11 protein-coding genes are annotated in these 21,206 nt (G+C 41.2%); 6 read left to right on the forward strand and 5 right to left on the reverse strand.

Annotated features, from left to right (window positions below):
• From QTN95_RS15895 to lnt, 3 genes are all read right to left on the reverse strand, one after another.
• Positions 1–5,111 (reverse strand): SpvB/TcaC N-terminal domain-containing protein (locus tag QTN95_RS15895; protein ID WP_331418125.1); only part of this gene is annotated, 5,111 nt, incomplete at its 3' end.
• Positions 5,108–5,635, reverse strand: coding sequence for a hypothetical protein (locus QTN95_RS15900; protein WP_331418126.1), 528 nt, complete (start codon positions 5,633–5,635; stop codon positions 5,108–5,110). The genes QTN95_RS15900 and QTN95_RS15895, both read right to left, overlap by 4 nt.
• Positions 5,628–7,163: an apolipoprotein N-acyltransferase gene (gene lnt, locus QTN95_RS15905; RefSeq protein ID WP_331418127.1), complete on the reverse strand. Its 1,536-nt coding sequence runs from the start codon at positions 7,161–7,163 to the stop codon at positions 5,628–5,630. The genes QTN95_RS15900 and lnt overlap by 8 nt, the downstream gene beginning before the upstream one ends.
• A gap of 949 nt (positions 7,164–8,112) precedes the next feature.
• Between lnt and QTN95_RS15910 the strand changes: the two genes are divergently transcribed.
• Entirely contained in the window at positions 8,113–9,300 is a 1,188-nt protein-coding gene (locus QTN95_RS15910) for a phospholipase D family protein (RefSeq protein WP_331418128.1), read from the forward strand.
• 133 nt (positions 9,301–9,433) lie between these two features.
• Here QTN95_RS15910 and QTN95_RS15915 read toward each other — a convergent pair whose 3' ends face one another.
• Positions 9,434–10,294 (reverse strand): WYL domain-containing protein, encoded by an 861-nt coding sequence (locus QTN95_RS15915; RefSeq protein ID WP_168780503.1) that lies wholly within the window; start codon positions 10,292–10,294, stop codon positions 9,434–9,436.
• A 142-nt stretch (positions 10,295–10,436) separates the two neighbouring features.
• Here QTN95_RS15915 and QTN95_RS15920 point away from each other — a divergent pair, with 142 nt between their 5' ends.
• The 5 genes from QTN95_RS15920 (at position 10,437) to QTN95_RS15940 (ending at position 17,335) form a co-directional block, all read left to right on the forward strand.
• Positions 10,437–11,201 carry a Wadjet anti-phage system protein JetD domain-containing protein gene (locus tag QTN95_RS15920; protein ID WP_168780504.1) on the forward strand — a complete coding sequence of 255 codons (765 nt, stop codon included), beginning with the start codon at positions 10,437–10,439 and terminating at the stop codon, positions 11,199–11,201.
• 7 nt (positions 11,202–11,208) lie between these two features.
• Positions 11,209–14,127, forward strand: a complete 2,919-nt coding sequence (locus QTN95_RS15925) for a hypothetical protein (RefSeq protein ID WP_331418129.1) — start codon at positions 11,209–11,211, stop codon at positions 14,125–14,127.
• A complete protein-coding gene (locus tag QTN95_RS15930) occupies positions 14,120–15,550 on the forward strand; it encodes a hypothetical protein (protein WP_168780506.1) in 1,431 nt (476 codons plus the stop codon). Before QTN95_RS15925 ends, QTN95_RS15930 begins: the two co-directional genes overlap by 8 nt.
• Positions 15,537–16,133, forward strand: a complete 597-nt coding sequence (locus QTN95_RS15935; protein ID WP_168780507.1) for a condensin complex protein MksE — start codon at positions 15,537–15,539, stop codon at positions 16,131–16,133. Before QTN95_RS15930 ends, QTN95_RS15935 begins: the two co-directional genes overlap by 14 nt.
• A gap of 107 nt (positions 16,134–16,240) precedes the next feature.
• On the forward strand, positions 16,241–17,335 hold the full coding sequence (locus QTN95_RS15940; protein WP_168780508.1) for a hypothetical protein: 1,095 nt from the start codon (positions 16,241–16,243) through the stop codon (positions 17,333–17,335).
• A gap of 54 nt (positions 17,336–17,389) precedes the next feature.
• Here QTN95_RS15940 and QTN95_RS15945 read toward each other — a convergent pair whose 3' ends face one another.
• Positions 17,390–21,187, reverse strand: a complete 3,798-nt coding sequence (locus QTN95_RS15945; protein WP_331418131.1) for a hypothetical protein — start codon at positions 21,185–21,187, stop codon at positions 17,390–17,392.
• Positions 21,188–21,206: the final 19 nt, after the last annotated feature.

The following is a 21,206-nucleotide window of genomic DNA, read 5'->3' on the forward strand; positions in this document are numbered from 1 at the left end:
CCACGAGAGCGGTCTATATCACGTCGAGTTAGTAGACCATTGCCAAACAGTTCACCACCGATTCGACCGAAGTTATCACGGCTGGTCGCCACCCAAACAATTTCAGCCGTTTCATCCTCAAGACGCTGATCCATGATTTCTTGAAGCTCTGCCTCAGCCACCACTAAATCATCCAGCTCATCCGTTAAGTCTGATAAAAGGTCGGTTTGCGTTCTTGCAAGAGACGCATAGCTCTGAGCTTGCGTAATCAGCTCATCCGCCCTAGCTTCTGCGTTATCAGATAACGCTTGGTAATGATTCGCTTGGCTTTGTTCTTGGTTTGCTTGTGCACGTTGGCTATTCGCAATGGCATAATAATGGTCTGCCCAACGATTATAGACTTGCGTTAAGTTAACCGATGAAGAAGGCCCTACAAAACAACCTGCTTTTAACTTGCCACCAGAAGGCCAACAAAAATTATTCTCAACCATCCACAGAGGTACCCTCTCTGTATACACTTTTCGGGTTTTACAGTTTCCTTTCCAGTCTTTCTTCAGACAGCGATCATATTTATAATACGCATAACCGTTTTGAGTCTTGTAATGATTGAATATTGTCCCACTATACGCTGACCAATAGTAATTAGCTTTGGCACGATACCTATTTGCTCTCTGAATATTAATACTTGCACTTCTAAACAAAGACTGTGCACTGGCGCTTAGCTGATTCGCCGTGTTTTGATAGCTAGCACTTTGTGCAAATAACTGCTCTGCGGCTTGGCGAAGGCGTTCAGATTCTTCAATGTAAAATTGGGCGCTTTGCTCTAGCTCGTAGGCCTGTGCCTCAAGTTCCATGATGCGCTCTGAGGTTTCCATCAGCGCAGTTTCAATTTGCAAATATTGGCTATCCCAAATGTCTGAGTAGGGAATACTCATTCGTTTGAGTAGGCCATTGACATCATAATCTTTATCCAGATTCATACCCGATGGGAAAATCACTCGACTTAGTCGGCCTTGCTCATTGTACTCATACTGAGTGGTGTAACTGGAGCCATCAATCGTTAAGGTCATAGACTCTGTTCGACCGAGGGCATCGTATGTGTAGCTGCGATTGCTGCTATCACTACTTGCGACATCAAGACCACCTTTCAATACTTGATCATATTGCCATTGGTTTACACCATCAGGACGAGTTTCACCCGTTTTTCGGCCCAGTGCATCATAAGTAAAGGTGGTGCGTTGCCCCTTAGCATCTTGTTGCCAAACAAGCTCGCCCCAAGCGTTATGTCCGTACGTCCACACGCCCATTGCAGGGTCGTTCATTTGAGTTTTATAACCTAGCTGGTTATAAGTCAGCTCCGTCACCAAACCATTGGTATCGGTTTTTGTTAGGTTCCCTACTGCGTCATAGGTATAGCGAACCGTCGATTGCCCATTTTCAGCAATTTGAACCGTCTGACCTAGGCCATTGGTTTGCTCGACTTTTTCAAACTGACCAGGACCAGTTATTGTCGCGGTTAAGCCTTGATAGTACGTTGTGGATACTAGGTCACCGACATCTTCTGTAGGCTGGGTTTGCCTAATTGGGCGACCTAAATCATCATAAGCGGTTTGCAACCAGAAAGTCGCATCGCCAGCGAAGTAGCCCTCAAAGTAAGGCATGGTTTCGCCCACTTTTTGCCCTTTGGCATCATAAGCGATATCGACAATAACCGTTTTACCATCACCATTGAGTTGTGTCGTGCGAACTTCTCGGCCTAATCCATCGAAATACGTCGTTGACAGCCCGCCTTGCGAGGTTTGTGTGGTCACCATAAAGACACTGCGGTCACCGAGGGTTAATCCATGCTGGTCTAACCCTGCATCAGCACCATCGCTCCACTCATACACCTGCGCAACCCAATTGCCGTCAGGAAGTGTTTTCTTCACTTCGCGACAATAATCATCATACTCAAAGCGTGTGACCAAACCATTCGCATCGGTAATGCTCTGCGGCAGACCACATTGGTTGTCATAGGTGGTGCTCACAGCATGACCGAGTGCGTTTGTGTGTCTGGTCACTCGTCCATAGACATCGTAAGCCGTTGCCGATTGTCTGGTTTCACCACTTCCCGTTGTTTGCTCTGAGGTTCTAAACCCTTTAGGGCTATAACCAAATCGAGTCGTTAATGCCAATGCATGTCCGGGCTCTAAAGTTTGTTCAACTAATGCGCCTGTATCAGCGTCATAAGAGAAAGAGGTACGCCTTACTTGGGAGTCGTGACGGTTCGATTTAGTGACACTGATATTAGTTGGTTTACCAATCAGCCAGCGCTGAGTGTCGTGTTGGTAGCGTGTTGTCGTGGTTTCAATGAATTGCCCTCCGTTACCATCTTCAATGACTTTGGTAATCGTATCTGGGAAGTTAAGCGCATCATAGCCACGGTATTGAGTCGTCGTATTCGTTAACAGGTTCGAGGATAAATCCCACGCCTTCTGGTTGGTTTCGACCAATTGAGGCCATGTTTGACCTGATACAGGTGCATTAACATCTTGATAAACAAAATGACTTTCTGCTACTTTGCGATTGTTAATATTAGTTTCGGTTTTAGCGATATAAGGCACCCAGTCTCCGTGGTACGCAGTCGTACTAATCGACTTCGTTTTGCGCTCAACATCATGAGTCTGGATTTCACCAAATCCAAGTAGTCCCTTGTCCTTATGTGCGTGATAACCTTTATATAGGTATTCAGTTCGATTAGTGCCACCAATAGCATTGTCTTGCTTGAGGGCTTTCACTACTTTGAAGTTTGGCGTTAAGCCAATGAGTCCTTGCGGTGGGGCTGCATTTTGAAACACCGAAGCATCGCCCGTCATGCCATACTCGAACTCACTTTTTATCCCTAAGCCAGATGTCACAGATTTAAGTAGTGCTAATGGCTCAAACTCATAAGACAAACACGTTAATCCATCGATAGAGCGGTAACAATCGCCAAGTAGACCATCGCCATTCGCATCCACGCCTTTTTTAAACGGGCCGTAAATGTTATTGGAATACAAATAGTAAATGGTCGTCTTAATACCAAAGATTTTTTTTACATAGTTATCTGAATATGTAATGTCATCATCAAGAAGTTCAAGGTCTGCGTTTATCGTAGCGAGAAGTGTTGATTGATTAAAACGATCGCCATTACCGTAGGCACAATACACTCGCTCTCCAGCGATGTAACAGAAATCGGCTAGCCCATCGCTGTTTCTATCAGATAGCATGATAGAGGCTTCCACTTGAGCAACATTATCGTCATCATCATCAGAGATTTCAAAGTGGTCGCGTCCAAGAACCAAACGCGTTGTGGCAGTTTCAAAACCTTTGCCTGTATTTTGATGACAGACATAGTTATTCCCGCTTCGATAGCACAGTTCTGGCAAACCATCACCACTGATATCCACCAAGTTCATGGTGCGTTGAAGTTGTTCGACCTTAGCCACATCTTGAAAGTATGGATCGAGATTAGGTTGTGGATCTGAGGGCAATTGACCACCTATCGGCAACTGATTAGCCCAGCGATCTGGTGCTTCAAATGACAGGTTCCCTTCCGACTTCTTGCCTAATGAGCAGTAAAAGTGACCATCAAGCCTTACCCCGCAAAGGTCTGCAAACCCATCTTTATTTATATCGATGAATTGGCTTTGTGGCATTTTTACTGGTTCTGGCGTGAAATCTAGAAAAAGAAATTTCATAGATTCATAGCTTTTTTCTAAAGGATAACCATGATTAATCAGCACATAGTCTGATGATAGGCCACTTCCGGTATTGTTCGCACACACCACACGGTTCGATTCAACGCGGCAAACATCCACCAATCCATCATTGTTGGCATCCAATAGGCGTACCGCTTTATCAATCGTATAATTTCGGCTCCAGTAATGCCCTGAATCAAACGAGCGTCCATTGCGGTTTAATGCGCAGAAAAAGCCCGTTTCATTGAATGCACAGACATCCTGAAAACTATCATCGTCGATATCCATTAGGCTGATGGATGCGTAGTTTTCTGCTTCTTCCCATGCACTACCTTGGAAATCACTGCTCCATTTCGCCGCACTGCCATAACGGCCATTACCTTCATTCAAGCCACAGTAGAGGCCGTCTTTTAAATAACAAATATCACTCAAACCATCTCGATTGATGTCGCCAGCAACAAAGCCTTTAAACTCACCCAGGCGGTAGAGCGTTTTTTGCTCCGGCTCACTACCGGCATAAGGGTTACTTTCCCACTCAAAGGTATGAGCAGGCATACATTCCTCATCCGAGCCACACACTCGCAAGCTATTTAAACGCGTCAGTTCAATGCCTTGAGAGTTCACTTCACCATAGGTGAATTCAATGCGGCGAAGCGCATGACCACTGCGGTTAATTTGAATATTATCGAGCTTTTGTGCCAATGTTTGTTTCTGACCAAACCGATAGGAAGAGAGGACATCAGGGCGATTGACGTAATTAAAGTTAAGGCTTACATCTGCGTATTGGATTTTATCAAGATAATGTTGACCTTGGTGAGTTCGGTACCGATAGTCGATACCATTATTAAATCGGTCAGATTGCTGAGAAATAAACCATTCGAGCCCATGACCATCAACCGTAAGTTGTGCGTCCTCTCTTGAACCGTATCGGGTCACATAACCATCTGCGGAATAAATCGTCCAACTATCAGGCCCCGAAGTGAGGCTACCGTTTGCAACTACCTTAGTTTGCCAACTTCCCTTAGTGCGGTATTCACTGCCATTTTTACCTAACTGCCCCGAGACTAGGAAAAGCCTTTTGCCATCCAAACAGTAGACATCGGTATCATCAAAACGGAGCCCACTGTTGACACCATCATCTTGTTCATTTCGGCTACAGCGAGTGATGCTAGATAAGCCATCCAAACTCACTCCTAAGCCTAGTGGCCCATTCCCTGAGCCCTGTTGATAACTGACAGACAAAGAAGGGACAAGTTCATTGACGCCACTCGGCAGTTGCAAATCAACTTGATAACCTGATTTTCCTTGAGAAACAAATGCGCTACCACTGAGCTCACCCACAGAAGAGGAAAGAGAAGGGAGGGAGAAACAAGAGAGTGCAACGATACATAAGCTCGATTTAATTCTCATCATAACGACTCCTTGTTGTTACCCAAATTGTTAAATCGTTGTTCAATATTGATAAGATCGTCTTCGACCTCAATCACTTGCTTTTCAATTGCTTGAACTTGAGTCGACGGCGTATCAGGAGTCAGTAATACAGGGTCGTAGGTGAATACAATGCCCTCTTGCTCAAGCTCTGACAAAATCATACTCGCTTTAGCCAATACCAATTGAGGGGACTCTTCTTCAGATTGAGCTATCACCGTTTCTTCATCTAACTGACGTTTAGCATCAGCAATATCTTGGTTAAACATGTCCAGCTCTGCCAGCATCTGAGCTTCAAGGCGCTCGCTTTGAGACTCAAAGTCATGGCTCGACTCAGTGAGTGCTATGGTTGATGAATCTGACGCACTCCCCATATCTGGAGAAGAAGAGCTTGCGACAGGCGTGCCTATTCTCTGAGTATGTACCGATTTATCGTAGTTAAGGGCAACGATACCAATGCCGACAACAAGAGCAAAACCAGCCCCTACCGTGAACCAACGTTTAACCATGACGTATCCTTGTTTCGTTATTTTTCGCTGCGCTAAAGAGGCGCTTATTATGGGTAGAGCGAACATTTGTTAGCCCAAGCTGATTAAGTGCATGCAGTAACAGCAAGACACCGACTGATAGCCACAATAGCCATTGGTGTCCGTACTGCGTGTAAAGAGTTTGGCGTGTTTGAAGTGGCACAACGACATCCAATACCTGCGTTCTTTGATGAGTAACTTGAGAAAGCACATCGCCATTAGGTGCGACAAGCGAAGTAAAGCCCTGATTGGTCGGATAAATAATCGACTTCCCAACTTCAGCCGCTCTCACCTGTGTCAATTTGAGTAGAAACTGTTTGACCCAAGGGGTTTGTGTCCATTCCACATCACTCAGTAAAATCGCGACATTACCGGACTGTAATTTAGAGGCGAACACATCTGAATAGAGCGCCTCATAGCATACGGCCAACACCGCTTTGAGCGGCCCAATATTATGGACGTTGCTCGTATTGGGGACGACTTGCATATCGCCACCTCTAGATAACGTCACGCGCTCCATCCAATCAATAAACCAAGTGGGGCGATACTCACCAAAAGGCACCAAACGCTGCTTATAGTAAATAGGGGCAAGCTCATCGTTTCGGTAAATCACGTTTTGTAAATGTTGGCCATTTCTCGCTTGTCCACCCCAAATAACCACCACGTGTTTGTCGTCAATTTTCTGTAGGCTTTCCTGAACAAAAGGAGCAATTTCTCGATACGGCATGGACATCGAAGATTCAGGCCACACGACAATGTCGGCTCTTGGCGCTTGCAAGGAAAGAGATGCGTAACGCTGAACACGTTCAATGACCTCATTTTTGGACAGCTTGTGTGTACCACTGAAATTCCCGTGAATCATTCGAACCTTCGCTTGGTCAGGCGAGAAGTAGTAGTTATTCACCGCTTGAATGCCTTTATCGAGCGCAACGATAACCAAAATACTCATCACAAATTGGCTCAAGGGGCGAGCCGGTGATGATCGATTGATAAACACATAAACCAACAAACTCGCCACGACATAAACTAAAAAGCTGCCACCAAAAGCCCCGATAACACTTAACCAGCCGGACAAACCGACATCTTGGAATAAGAAACCGGGATGTAACCATGAAAACGAAAAGCTGGTAAGTTCACGTAAGATATCAATAGACACTAAGACAAAGGGAAGCGTCACCAATGCACTGCGACGAGACAGCCCGAGAGTAACAATAGGAACAATCAGAAAGCTTAGTGATAATATGAAGATAAGTAAGGGCCAAAGTCCCCAACGTATCCAACTGGCGTCACCGTACTCATCAGCGAGGTAACCGTTCACCCAAAACAGTGAGGTAACGTAATACCCTAATCCAAATAACATCCATAAGGCACATCGAGCGCTTTTTGTTTTGAGCTGAATATGCACAAAGAAAAGAACAGCAAAACTAATCAGTGCTATCCCTAAACTTATTAATTCAAAGCGATAAGACATTGCATGAGCAACGCCTACGACTATCCCTAACCACCACATACATCATTCTTTTTTATAATATAACCACAATAACTAGGTGGTATTATTAACATATGCAACTGGCAATTTAGCGTGTTTTTTTTGTACAAAACACAGAGGCGGAACGAGCATCTTACAATGTGAATTTTAAGTAAATGCTGACTTGAATAACGTGATTTTATTGCGCTTATAGTTCGTTCTAAATGCATCTATCGAATCAAGACTGCTTGGGACATTTTTCAGCGCATGCAAGAGAGAAATGTGAGGCTTAGGTAACCCTGATGCTAGTCCTGCATTGGAATGACATTATTGATTGTAGTAGGTCACATCAGGACTAGGCTGCGAGGAGACTACTTATGTGATTTCGTCTAGAGCGAGGAAGCACTTGTATCTAATTTCTAAAAGTGGACACTAAACGATCAACGGAAATCCTTACCGACCAACCAGTCAGCTTTAAGGACGGTATGGTGCTAAGTTAACGCTATATGAGTCGGTTGTTCATATGAGCTACAACGCCCCCCAAAGAAAAGGCGAACCAAACGGTTCGCCTTTTTATTCAAGTTAGTTTCCAACTCGGTTATCTGTGATCAACGAGTGATCACAGATAACTAAGATGGAAACTTGCTAGCTTTCTAAATCAACGTTCTAGAATACTAAGTAAAAATAACCAAGTTGGAAACTCCAGCGCTTCACGGCAAATGAAGACAGCCAGTTTGGTTAACTAAGTTGGAAACTCGCTCCTCATATAATTCTCTTTTTAGATTAATTGCTCAGTTCGTAAAACCCGAACCGTACTTTGCGAACCGCACTTTAGGAACCACCGCTGGTTCCACTGTTTTCGCAATTACGCTCTCAATCTGTGCAACCTTTGTCAGTTCCTAGATTTGGTATCAATGATGCTGTTAGTGTTATGTTTTCGACCAGGTTGACGATATAATCATTCTGTAAATGGCTGATTATAGGGAAATAAATGAAAGTTATTAGTGATAACAAAACTCTTGAAAAGACGTTGATTAGTTTGATTAGTAAGCACGAACAAGTATCAATTGCGGTAGCATGGGCATCGGCCGATACAAAAGTATTCAACGCCTTTTTAGCTAACAAAACTAAGATATGTACATCAACGATTGGGACACATTTTTACCAGACTGATCCCCGTGTTTTGAAAGAATTTATAGGTAGCAAGCAAGTACACTTCGTTACTCAAACCAGTGGAGTGTTCCATCCCAAGGTATACCTGTTCAAAACTGGTCATAAGTGGGAAGCAGTTATCGGTAGCTCTAACATGACTAACGGTGCGTTCACCTCGAACAACGAGATCAACGTCCATATTAGTAGCAAAGATGATGAAGGTAATATTTCATTTGATGAACTCTTAGCGCAACTTAGTAAGTACTTTGAAGCAGGGGTGTCTGTTGACGAAGAGTACATGAATACATACAAAATTTACCATAAGAAACAGAAGCCTCGTTTAGATAAGTTGGCGGATCGTTATGGAAAAACGAAAGCATCTAAACCGTTACTTAATAGTGTTGTAATGCAAATGGAATGGCCTGCTTACTTAAACAAGGTTCAGAAAGATGTCAATCACGCAATCTTGACGCGATTGGAACTTCTAGAAACTATCAGAAGTTATTTCAATACATACGATGACTATAAATCTATGCCTCTGGCTGCTCGTAAAACAATCGCGGGGCTGCCCAATGATGTTCATAAGCATTGGGGATGGTTTGGTAGCATGAAAGGTGCTGGGGTTTATCACAGCAATATCAATAATAATAATGAGTATATTTCAGAGGCTCTTGAGCATATCCCGCTTTGTGGGGAGATTAGCATATCTCAATATAATCAGTATGTTGAAACATTTAAGAAAGCATTCCCAAATGGTAGAGATGGCATCAGTATTGCCAGTCGTTTACTTGCTATGAAACGTCCAGATTTCTTTGTTTGCATTGACTCTAAAAACAATCGTGCAATGTGTGCTGACTTTGGTATCAAAGTGTCTGGTATGACCTATGAACGATACTGGGATGAATTGATAAGCCGAATCCACGAATCAGTATGGTTTGATAGTCAGGAACCGAGCAAAAAGTTAGAAAAACGAGTTTGGAGAGGGAGAGTCGCATTGCTCGATTGTATCTTTTATGAAGAAGAGTAATGTGAATAGTTAAGTACTCTCAATCGAAGTTAGTTCTCAACGATATACATGATGGGATGGCGTGAACCCCAAATAGCTATAACTATGTTGAGAACTGCTTCAAGAAACTCTTTATTGCACAATACTAACTAGTCTATGATGCTATAAATCCAGGTACTAGAGCTCGAATAGAGTCCACATGCTCCAGCTCGTGTCTATTCATCAACTGCAAGTTGAAGGCATGCGGCGGCAAAGAAGCATTAGGCGTGCAGTCTACGTGGAGGTCATTGAGCACGTAACCAGCTAACGCTTCGTTGCTTGTAATGTTTCGCACGTATTGACCCGCCATACCAAGATCAATAGCTAGGTCATTTCTATTTTCATGCTTAGAGTGCGGTGCAACACTTAGGACAACGTCACGGTTCCAAAGAGTATCGTCCTCTATAGTCTTGTCGTATGAGCAGTCAGTTTGCTGAGCCCTCAGAATTCGACTGATTCTAAAGCACAGGAATTTACGTCTTTTACTGTCCCAAGCGCGAATGTGCCAAGCCCCAAGTCCTTTGAATAGAGAATGAGGCGTCAGAGTTCTAGTCTCGGTGCTAGTTGAGGAACTATACAGGACAGAAATACAGTGCATATTCAGAATTGACCTTGTGACTTGAGAGACGATATCAATAGATAGTGAATCCAACACCGTCGCAAAGCTGCTTACACCATAAGTTGTTACTGGAATAGAGTTAAGCTCCTGACCCCATGCTATTAACCTCAGAGCTGCTTCAGGGTCATGCTCAAAAGCTGGGCTAAACGATGCTGACCTCATGTATGCTCGCAGGCTTTCGTTGAAAACCGTGTTGTTGGGAAAACGTTCTTTGTAAGCATTAAAAGAGCGGCTTGCTGTTGCAACGGCAATATCACCGTGCTGAATAAGGTCGGAGCGATTCACTTTCCCAAAGAAGCAGAGATAGAAATCAATAAGCCTTAGTCGTTTGGTTTGTGGAGATTCGACACAACGCACAATGATTACCCTTATCAAAATGAACTGTACTAATTTACTCTAACGAATCATTTGATTCCAGTGTAATATGACACTAGTTGACTCTGGCAATGCTGCTTGACGTATTACTTATGGTATAAATTTCTGGCTGTTGAGGACTACAATGAACGTCAATGATTACTTATCCAAGATCGAAGAAGGCTTGCCGATAAACTTGAAGGGGTTTATTGAGAAGCTTGGTTTGAAAGACCCTGAACAGTGGATGTCCATCTATGAAGCAAAGCGTGTAAGCAAAGGACATGTGCTAGAGGTGTTAGATGAGGAGCGTCACACCTCATTCTATACAAAGGATATTTCAAGTCGAACCGATGGCGCTAAGCAAGGCAAATCACACGCTATTAATACAAGTTTTTCTCATATCCTCTTACTTAACACGACTAGTTTTGCGAATACTCCATATGTGATTGTTTCATCAGAAGGTGGGGTGATTAGCTCCTTACCCAAGCTGAACGATCAAGCTGTGGTCATTGAGAACATAGAGAATTTTTATCGGTACATGTCTTTTATGGAAAGCATAGGACGTGAAGAGTTGATTGAGCACACTGACTTTTTGTTTGGTGCAGGGACACAAATCAATAACAGCCTAAATTTAAAGTTTCTTACGAACTACAAACGGATCTACGTAGCGGGAGACTTAGATCTAGGTGGTCTGAAGATTTTTAGAACACTAGCAATGAACGTGTCAGATTGCCATTGGCTTTCGCCAGTTGATTGGGGCAAGTTTGAAGCGTTTTTCAATTTGAAGCCCAAGTCTGTTTCTGAGTGGCGACAAGCGATTTCTATTGCCAGTGAGTTAAACCTCAAACAAGAAAAACAATTGTTACATACACATAGAGCATTTTTGGAACAAGAAGCCCTACTACCATAAGGATAAGATGATGGAAGATTTTCGCATAAGTATTTCAAGATTGATTGTTGTCGACTCTGTGGGGGTGGCTATTGCAGAAATTGATCTTAGAAATGGTGGGATCATAATTGCGAAGGGGAATGTTGGTAAAACATCAATACTTAATGCGATTCGGTTGTTTCTACTGCCAGAGACAAACTTCAAGAAGAGCTTTCAAAAGTTTGGGTTCATGAATAACAAAGGTGAACCTTATACGGATGATGAGAGTTATGAGCATTATTTCCCAAGTAGATCGAGTTTCTTGATTTTAGAATGTGAGAATTTTCTTGGCGGCCCAGTTCCACACTGTCAGATTCTGTATAGAGGTGAGTCTAAGTCTTACAAAAGGATGTTTACATCTCTTCCTTACCAGAACATAAAAGATCTATTTTGGGATTCAAGTGTTGGAGAAGATGGTATAGGAGGCGCAGTACAAAACCTATCGATCGACTATGTAAAGAAAGCATTAAAAGAAAGAGATCCTAAGCACTTTAAGACTATTGAGCGTCCTCAAGCAATCAAAGAAGCGCTGTATGCAAATGATTTACTTGATGTAAATGCTATGCGTTATTGCTTATTTCCATTGAGCAAGTTAGATGATGCCAGTATTAACTCCTTTAAAGCGTTAGTTAAGCTCCTGTTTGATATGAAGACTGGTTCCGATGCTGTTAGGCTGGCTATTGCCAACATCATTGAGTCTACTAAGAAAGAGCGTAAAGATGAATTAAGCCTTGATATCAATGAGTTTTTGAATAGAAACCAGATGCTTGGCGATAAGGAACTTCATCTACAGAAAGTAAAAAATCTAAAACCAAAATTTGAAGAACTTTCTATCTCGTACGCCACTTTAACAGACAACCAAAGTGCAGAAACTAAGTTGCTGCAATTTGATCGTGTGCTTAGAGGGGAGTTGGACTCTAAAGCTAAAGAACACAAGTTGCTTGAAGACCAGATACATTTGGCGCTTGAGCGGAATAAGAATAACCAAAAGTTTCGCGATGACGCACAACGACACCTCAATGAGTTGAAGGGAGCCCTTAAACAGGAAAGTGCAAAATTGGAGAAACTACAACCTCAGCTAGATACAGCGAAAAGGATCATCGATGATTACTTTGGAAAGCCTATTTCTGAAATTGAAGAGATACTTGCTGAAGAGCTTGATGAAGAGGTATCCAATCTTGACAACTTAAAAGATGCATCTAAAAGGAAGGTGCGTATTGATCAATTGAAGACGTTGATAGCAGATGAAAATAGGCACATCAGAATACTTAATCGAAGCTTAGAGTTAAAAGAATTTTTCTTATCAAAGCAGTTAGAGATCGGCGACTATCAAATACTATCTTCGATAAATAGTATTATTTCCAAAGCTAACCCTGGTCGTAGGTTAACAGAAACAGAGTTAGATCGTTTTAAAGGATTTTTAGCTCTTTTTGAAAGAGATAATCAGCAATATCGTTTCTTTGATAGGACTCTAAATATTGCCAGTTTGATTGAAGAACATTCAACAGAAGAAGAGCTTGAGCAGAGAACTAAGAACTTAGCTGCTTTTGAGGATGAGTTGCATGAGTTAGAGAAAATTGGCAACCAAAGCGATATCCTTACTCAAACTGAAATAGCTAGGTTACAGCGTAAACTAGAACGATATGACAGTGAACTTACCAAAGTTAAGAGCTATGAGTTCAACCTCCAAACCGCTAACTATGCCAATGAGGAAGTACGATCTTTAACCCAACAAGTTGAAGAAGCTGAAAACTCATTATCTAAAGCCCAAAATAGTCTAGACATATCTCAAAGGGATCTAGCTGAATCAAAGGAGAGTTTAAGTAGCTTCAACTCAAATTTAGAAAAGCTTAAAGGCTTGAGCCAGAGAGTGAGTAATAGCCTAGCTCGACATCAACTTGTAGATTTTCCACTGGAGAAGCTAAGTGTTGAAAGCGTTGAAGTGTCGGAACAGTTTTTTGAAAGTCTGGAAAATGCACTATTAGCAAAAGTGCAGGCGCGTAGTGGCGTTACATCCAATATACATTTTTTGGTTAAAGAAGGTGTCATCGACAATGATGACGACTTGTTTACCGCGAATCTTTCTGATGAACAAATTCGTCATACATATAAGCAGATTGAGTCAAAATTTGTACATGTGGATGAAGAGATAGCTAATCTGAAAAGGCAGTTTGTTGCCCTTAAGAGTGAGATTCATGGAATCATTACTGAACTTGAGAAAAACCGACAGCTAATTGATAGCTTTGAAGGGTTTATTAACACTGAGTTTAAGAAAGCGACCATAAATGATTTATCGGAAGTACAAGCTAAAATCGGTGTTAATAGTCGATTCGAAGCACTATTGGCAGAGGTAGCACACATTGACTTATATGCTGATAGCCGACTTTCAAGTGAGTTTGTGGATCGACTCAAGACCTTTAGTAAAGAGTTTTTTGATGAAGGCACGGCATCAACTTTAACTATGGAAAAGATACTCACGGGAATAAACTACCATGTTAAAAAACAGGGCGCGAAGAGTCTTGAAACAAAATCTCAGTCCACTTCGACAGTGATGCTAATAAACATCAAACTAGTTGAAGTGTTACTAAAATCTGTCCAACAATCGAGCTGTAAAGTATTCTTCCCATTAATTATAGATGAGGGAGCTTCTGTAGATCTCTCGCAATTTCAGTGGCTTTTGCCACAACTCAATGAGTCGGGTTTTAGAGTACTAAGTGCATCTACACATTCAGTATCTAGTGAGTTGATATTACTCTTTGGCTACTACTTCAAAATTGACTCGATGAAAACAAGTCTTCCTTATCATCCTGAGCGTCAGATTGCCTTTACTAGTGAACCTGAGTACATCATTAAACCAAGCGTAGCGAAGGAAGATCAGATGTGTATTTTTGGAGAGACTGATGAATAGCCAAGTTCTAGATACACTTCCGACATTTAAGTTAATGATGGAGTATAAAGCCATCATGCTTGAGTCGATAAGGTCAATGGATACATATGGTGAATCGTATGTACGCGAATACGATTTTAATGCAGCTGTATTTAAGTGTCTCAAAACGCTGGAAGGAGATACAACTCAGCAAAATGCTGTCAGAGTAGCTTTTTCAAAGGATAATCTGATTAATTCACATATTTTGTCTGATTTTGATCATTTCGAAGGTGCTGGGAGGCTGTTTTTCGATAAAGCAGTACTGGACATTTTTAGACTGTTTGATAGAAGCTTAATCCAAGAACTTACCCATATAGAGTTAAACACAAGGCTTGTTGCATTAAGGAAGCTAACTGATAGGTTTGACAGTGGTAGCCTTGATTTTAACCCCCAAGACTTGGACTACAAGGAGGCATTGGGAGCTTTGTTTCGAGCTCTTGCTGCTCTGCAAAGTCTAATTCGTAGAAACCTTACTCGCATGGAAGATGTGAATAGGGACTTGAGCGAACAGAGTGAGAAAGCCCTGAAGGCTACCAACCCTAATGTCGTACAAGCATTACAAAAAGACAATATTGAACATATATCAAACCTTTTGGTGAGACATATCCTACCCACTAGGGCTTTTCTGGATGAGAAAGTGGTGCTTAGAGATGGGGCAAATTTATTGGCGTGTCTGGAAAAGCTTAAAAGGTTGTTTGAAGTGCATAGTTTAGATAGTGAAGCTTCGACCATGCTCCGATATGCAATTTCATTTAATGCTTATCATAAAGACATAAGTCGTATATCTACATCTATTGATCAGTTCTTAGCTCGCTCAAGGAAAAGGCTCACCCAGTTTAATGCAATCGAAAATGCATTTTCTGAGTTAGTGGAATATTTAAAAGAAACACAACAGGACTTAAGGCGTAAAAGAATCAGTTCAGATTTTGCTCAAACATCAGGTTTGTTCTGTGGTTTGATGAATCAGTCTCGTCCCAAAGACCTCCGACTGAGTGATTCGCAGTCGTACTTTAATAATATAACCACGGACATCACCACGAAGCTTGAAGATTACAAACTTGTTAATCAGCTTGATTTATCTCTTTTACAGAGCTCTAAAGATAATAGTTTAGACACGCGCTTGGAAAGGGTGAAACAGGTTAAGCAACTAATGTATTCGATGAGATTCGAGCATTGTGATGATTTAATAAAAGTAGTGAGCGATAGGCTAGAGGGCTTGTTGGACGATTACCAAATACTTGACCTTCTTGAAGCCCTAATGACTCTAAATTCAGTAGGCCAGTTAAACCTTCACAACCATCTTCCAAGAGTTACTAATATTTTTCATGAGATAACGGTAGGTGGTTATGTGTTTAAGTATAGAAAAATAAAATTGGAGGTACGAGAGACTTATGCATACGACTAATAACCTAATATCTAACACTTTCGACTATGCTGATCTAGAACTCAGTCAGCAAGTCTACTCCCAGTTCTCGTCTGGCAAAGTGATCACTAAGCGCATTTATGAAACATATACTCAGCAGTTTATTGAGAACCCTTTGTATACAGAGCTATATAAGCATTTGGATAGCCATTATAGCCTCCTTTACAAGCACATTGGGTTTGAGCTGGTTTTTAACTCTGGAGGCGAATTTTTTCACATTCGTAAAGATGATAGTTCAGAAGATGCGGACGAAAATGCTACTAAGGTACAAGCATTGCTTTTAGTGATAGCTAGGTTTTGGACTGATAAAAGTTTCGATCTAGATGATTTAGCCAATGAACATTTTGGCCTTAAAGCTAAACATATAGATGAGATCAAACGAAATCAGCAGTATGACCGTATTCGAGGGGCACTAATGCCAAAAGATGACTGGGATGCATGCCTGCGCTTTCTCTTGAATCGTAACTTTGTGTACCGATGCGGTGATGGGCATTATGTAGTGAGTTCTGCGGGTATGTTCTTTATTCAACACCATGTAAAAAAATACGAAGAATCGATCAGCTAATCTCTTACTTGTTCGCTAAATGAGAGTCTTACCTAGTTCTTACAACAAAGCTTTTTGGTTAGTAATGCTCACCGCATATGTAGTTGGTTACACTTAAAGGAACTTAGATGAAAATTTGGGCGTATGTTACAGATAAGAATCAAAAACCTATCCCAGGTAAGCAAGATCACAGTCAGCTCATGATGTATATATGGGAAGCTCTTAAACTTAAACGTGATCATGGGTCGGAATTTAACAATTTCATTCTGTGGAGCACTCACAGAGATCCCAGAGAGCGGAAGCCTGTACATCCAAACAAAAATGGTTTTTTCAGATATTACCCTAAGAACTCAGCCAAAGAAGTACAGGGAGATAGTGATGGAGAGAGTCTATCGCATCAGCTAGCGATAGAGGCACTAACTTCTTTATCTACTATTCCTTTTAAGATAGGAAACCGAGACCTTTCGTTAAAGTTTGAGTATTTCGATAAGGATTATCAATCTACTCGGCTCCAATTTGGCAGCGATAAGTATTTCTATCCTGATGCCATCGGTTATCTTTCTAAAGATTCTCCGATGTACGATGAGTGGGGTGGAAAGGTTGCGTTAGAGATTTTTGTGACTCACAGTTGCGAACCCGATAAGGTGAAGGCATTCGAATCCCACAATATTCCTATCTTGGAAGTAAAAATTGCCGATAGCATTAGGTTTCGTAAAGAGCTTAACAAACAAGCGTTTACGCCAGAGGACTTAGAGGACTATTTTGAGAAACTACGCGCTATATTTAGCCAACAAGTCTTTGCTAAGATTTTGAGCGATCCACTAGTGACTCAATACTCAAGAGCAATTATCAAAAAACTGAGATGGGCATTAGATAGTTCTAACGACAAGATGAGCCATGTAGCTAGAGACATTACCCTCTTAGAAAGGGAGTCCGCTCGTTACAAGCAACACCTAGAGCAGCTAAAGATTTCAAAAAAACAAGAGTTAGATTCCTTCCAAAGAAGTTTGCTGGAGATGCAGGGAAGTTTTGAACAGAGTAAGTTAGATCTCCACCAGCAATACCAAAGTCAGCTTAGGATTTCAAAATTCTACACAGTTGTAGGGGTTGTGTTCGCAGGAGTGCTAACAACGCTAATGCTATTTTTGTTAGCACTCCCTCATATCAATTACGAACTTGCTGCGAGGCTAGTCGTTGATTATTTTAACTGGGTGAAGCATTGATCTCAGTAAATAGTATTTGACATGAAATTTTGATAAATACTTGTTTTAATTGAATTAGTATAGCCAATTCTGACGCTCACTAAAGCCCATTGCCTCTATTTCTTCAAGACGTCTTTTTAAAATGGTTTCCCTGATTGCTTTGATCCTCTCAACGTGAAGTTCTGTTTCTCCAAAGCTTTCGATTATTTTTTGAGCGTACTCACAGATGGTGAAATGGTTAGGCGGGCAACTTTCTATAAGTGCGATGCACACATCGATCTCCTCTAACGTTACGTTAGTCTGGTTATCCTTTAATGCCTTGAACACAGAGAGTAATTGTGAATCCACAGACATGTAAGAATAAAATGATTCGATATAGATCTCGGGTAGCCATTCTTTTATTTCCCCTATATTGTCTAAATACAATGAGGATTTTTCAGCCATCTTTATCAGCCACGAATTTTTTATCTCTTCGTAAGGTGCTGATTCAAAAAGTTTACTCCATACTAAAGGTCTATATTCACCTGTTGTTTTTATGGCGTAGGAGAGCAATATGTCGAATATACGGCCCAAATAGTTCGCATTTGTTTTCGCAACTGCTTCAGCTAAGATTGCATCATTGCAACGTCTACTTAAAGTGGCCTCGAAGCATTGCTGGTAGAGGGGGTGATCTGGGTTATTAACGATTGCGTGAATAAGACTTTGCCATGCTGTTCGCTCAACAGCATTATTCGGGATATAAACCACGAAAGAATCCATATATAAGCTAAGCGCGGCTTCTTGAAGTTCGTTATCCAATTTCAACAAACTATCGTAAGTGATTTCTGTGGAGTTTAGGTTTGTTAGTTTTTTGAGAAGAGGAGCTGGTATTTCAGGTCTTATCAAAACAGCAGACTTTATCCACACTAGATCTGCTCTATTTGCAGAAAGTGTTTTCTCGACAAGACCTCTTTCTTCTTTGGTTATTTGAGACCAAGAATCAACAAGTAGAGATAGTACATTTATAACGTGCCTTGTACTTGGAATTTTTAGTAGCCGTTCGAGGTTATCTATTCTATTTAGGTTATAGTCTTCAGAAATATCGAGCATATAGTTAACTACTGCTACATCGTATCCGCCTCCCTCGTTCATTCTAGAGTTTGTTTCAAGTAAAGTCACCCATGCTTCTAGGATCGGAACTACACGGTCATAACCGTGTTCTGAAATTGCATCAGACACTACGCGGTCTAAGCGAGGAAAGTTAACCGAGATACCTTTATAGGCATTGTTCAGTACGGTAGGTAATAGTTGGTAGAAGATATCCCAAGGAGGTTCGTTGCCTGTTACCTCATGTCGATTAAATTTTAGTAACTCTGGCAAAATGATTGCTGAGGCGAGTGGGGATTCAACCATCAATTGAAGTCTATTAATGAGGTCTTTTCTTCGTGTTGTGCTTAAATTTTTCCAATTTGATATGAGAGTTTCATAGATTGCCTCGGCAACTGAGGGGTGCTTGTCATCGAAAATACGATTAAGTACTTTTATATCCTCGCCTCTATCAACTTCCAGCCATATTCTAGCGGCTAATGCGCGGATTTGTCCCTCATCAAGCGAAAGTATTCGCATCATGGCCGTAGTTTTTAAGGCATCAGGTTTTTTGCGACAATAGTTGAGGGCATCAAATGCATTTTTCGGTGTAAAATCAAAGAATTGGGTGCTGTTTAAGCCTTCGAGAATATTAGTTGATTCTTCTGGAACTTCAAACATACCCAGTGATTTCAAAAGGTCTGAGTTAAGAAGTATGTTATGCCCCATCGGATACCACGGATATCCGTTGTGCCAGTTCGCGTCAGATAGACTACTGAACGACACAGAAGACAACCACTGAGTTTGCTGCTCTAGTTGTTCTTTTTTTAGTTCGGGGGCAATAGATAATAGAGTGTTAAAACAAACGTCTCTTGTGGACGGGTAACTTGAACTTAAACCCGCAATAGCTAAATCAACGATATCTTCTTTAAACTTTTGTTTACTAGATGATTGGTAAAGCCATCTGAGGTTTTTGGCAGTAGACTTTGATGTTGTAGGTGAGAGACAAAAAATGCCATTGCTCAAGTGTGCTTTTAACTGCTTCCAGTTACTTCTAGCATCAGGTTTAATGATTGACTCTGCTGCTGCACGATAGAATGGGTGGGTAAAAGAAATTTTATCTTCATCGTCCCATTGAGTCATTTTTTTTTCTTCGAGCTTATCTAGAGACTTAAGGTTCTCTTCTGGTAGCTCTGTATCATTTGAATAATCAGGGAATAGTTGAACTTCAGGATCTTTAGGGCCACCGAAACTAGAACCTAGTATTTTTGAATATCCGTACTGTTTGTCTACTGTATTTTGTAAAACATATGATAACTCTGTTTCATGTATAGGGCTTAGGCCACTAGTTGTTAATGCTAGACTCATTAGTGTAGATTTGTGTCCTTCATCATCAAGGGATTTTCCCAAATCAGATGAGCTTTTACGTGCAAAACGTATTATTTCATCAACGTCGGATGTCGAGTGTAGCTGCTCCCGCTCTGTTACGAGGTATTCAAGACTACCTAGTTCAATGTCGATTAAGCCATTATTAAGACTTTTTAATACCGTCAGGTACAGTTGCTCTGGTAGTTGCTCTCTTTCATTTGACTGTTGCCAGAACTTTTCGAGAAAACAATTTGGGTAGGAACTCAAGTCGTTCCAACATTTTGCTGCGACGCGTATATCTTCTAACTGACTTTTTCCTGAAATTTCAAGTAACCGCTCCTGCCCCTGAGATATGATTATCTTTCTCTGAGGGCTGGGGACGAATGAGAGTTTGCTCTTTATTTCCTGCCAAATCTGTTGAGGGTTGTTTGATAAGCGACTACCGCCAAGAGGATCGTCAACGACTACCAATCGAGGCCCATTAACTGGGTCTTCTAGGAAACGAAATGCTTCAAAAATATCGTCAGTACGTTTTACCCTGTAGCCCTGGTCTTGGAATGATGCAGCGATCCACATAGCTGTATAACTTTTTCCAATTCTTGGCTTTCCCGATAGTAGGAGAGAATGCTCGCTAGTTAGCAAGTTCTTGAGATTATCTTCATCACCTCTTTGAATATAATTGCTAGGTCTTAGTGAGACGCTAGAGACACTTTTTAAGTACTGACTGATCTTCTCGATGACATCTTCTTGGGATTCTTTGGCTGTTTTTATGTATTCAGTAGACTTTCTAATAACTTCTTCGAAATAGTCATCAGGGATATGATATTTAGAGCGCAATGATAAGTGAATGTTTTCTTTGACTAACTTTTCACTTTCATTATCTATTATGATTAATCTTTGCAAAGAGTCTCTTACTTCTTTTGCATTAAAGTTTTCAATAATGCTTTGTGTATGCTCTTTACGAGCCTTCATTAGTCTCGTATCACCGAAGCTGTCTATTAAGCTTTGGAACTCAAGATTCAAAGCCTCGGCATCCTTCAACGTAAAGTTATTCTTATGAGGTGATAGATCCCACTCACCATTCGGTAAGTATTTCAGTAATTTATCAGTTGATCGTCCTGACATCACAAGCACTACACAGAGATTACAGTCTTCAATCATTCTTTCAAAAAGACAGTTCTCATGGCGTTGCTCTGGGAAGTGGAGTAAGCATTCAGCAACGAACTTAGGAGTAACTGGGGCTTCAGAACCTTTTACTTGTACTTCAAACTTTTTCAGGATTCCGTCGTTATCACCTTTATACGTAAATGAAGCGTCTTCGCCGCCATGAGGTTCGATGAGAAAGCTAATATCTTTTTTTTCTACAGTTTTTAGTACAAAATCTAAGCATACTAAATCTTGAAAATCGTATTTTTTAGGCCCGATTGTTGCGATTGTCATTGTGTCTCCCATAAGACAA

It is taken from the genome of Vibrio sp. M260112, from assembly GCF_036533775.1.
Lineage (GTDB): Bacteria > Pseudomonadota > Gammaproteobacteria > Enterobacterales > Vibrionaceae > Vibrio.

Coding starts and splice junctions, on each gene's coding strand:
- lnt (WP_331418127.1), bottom strand. CDS start 7,163: ATGTGGTGGTTAGGGATAGTCGTAGGCGTTGCTCATGCAATGTCTTAT.
- QTN95_RS15935 (WP_168780507.1), top strand. CDS start 15,537: ATGCATACGACTAATAACCTAATATCTAACACTTTCGACTATGCTGAT.
- QTN95_RS15900 (WP_331418126.1), bottom strand. CDS start 5,635: ATGGTTAAACGTTGGTTCACGGTAGGGGCTGGTTTTGCTCTTGTTGTC.
- QTN95_RS15945 (WP_331418131.1), bottom strand. CDS start 21,187: ATGACAATCGCAACAATCGGGCCTAAAAAATACGATTTTCAAGATTTA.
- QTN95_RS15910 (WP_331418128.1), top strand. CDS start 8,113: ATGAAAGTTATTAGTGATAACAAAACTCTTGAAAAGACGTTGATTAGT.
- QTN95_RS15930 (WP_168780506.1), top strand. CDS start 14,120: ATGAATAGCCAAGTTCTAGATACACTTCCGACATTTAAGTTAATGATG.
- QTN95_RS15920 (WP_168780504.1), top strand. CDS start 10,437: ATGAACGTCAATGATTACTTATCCAAGATCGAAGAAGGCTTGCCGATA.
- QTN95_RS15925 (WP_331418129.1), top strand. CDS start 11,209: ATGATGGAAGATTTTCGCATAAGTATTTCAAGATTGATTGTTGTCGAC.
- QTN95_RS15940 (WP_168780508.1), top strand. CDS start 16,241: ATGAAAATTTGGGCGTATGTTACAGATAAGAATCAAAAACCTATCCCA.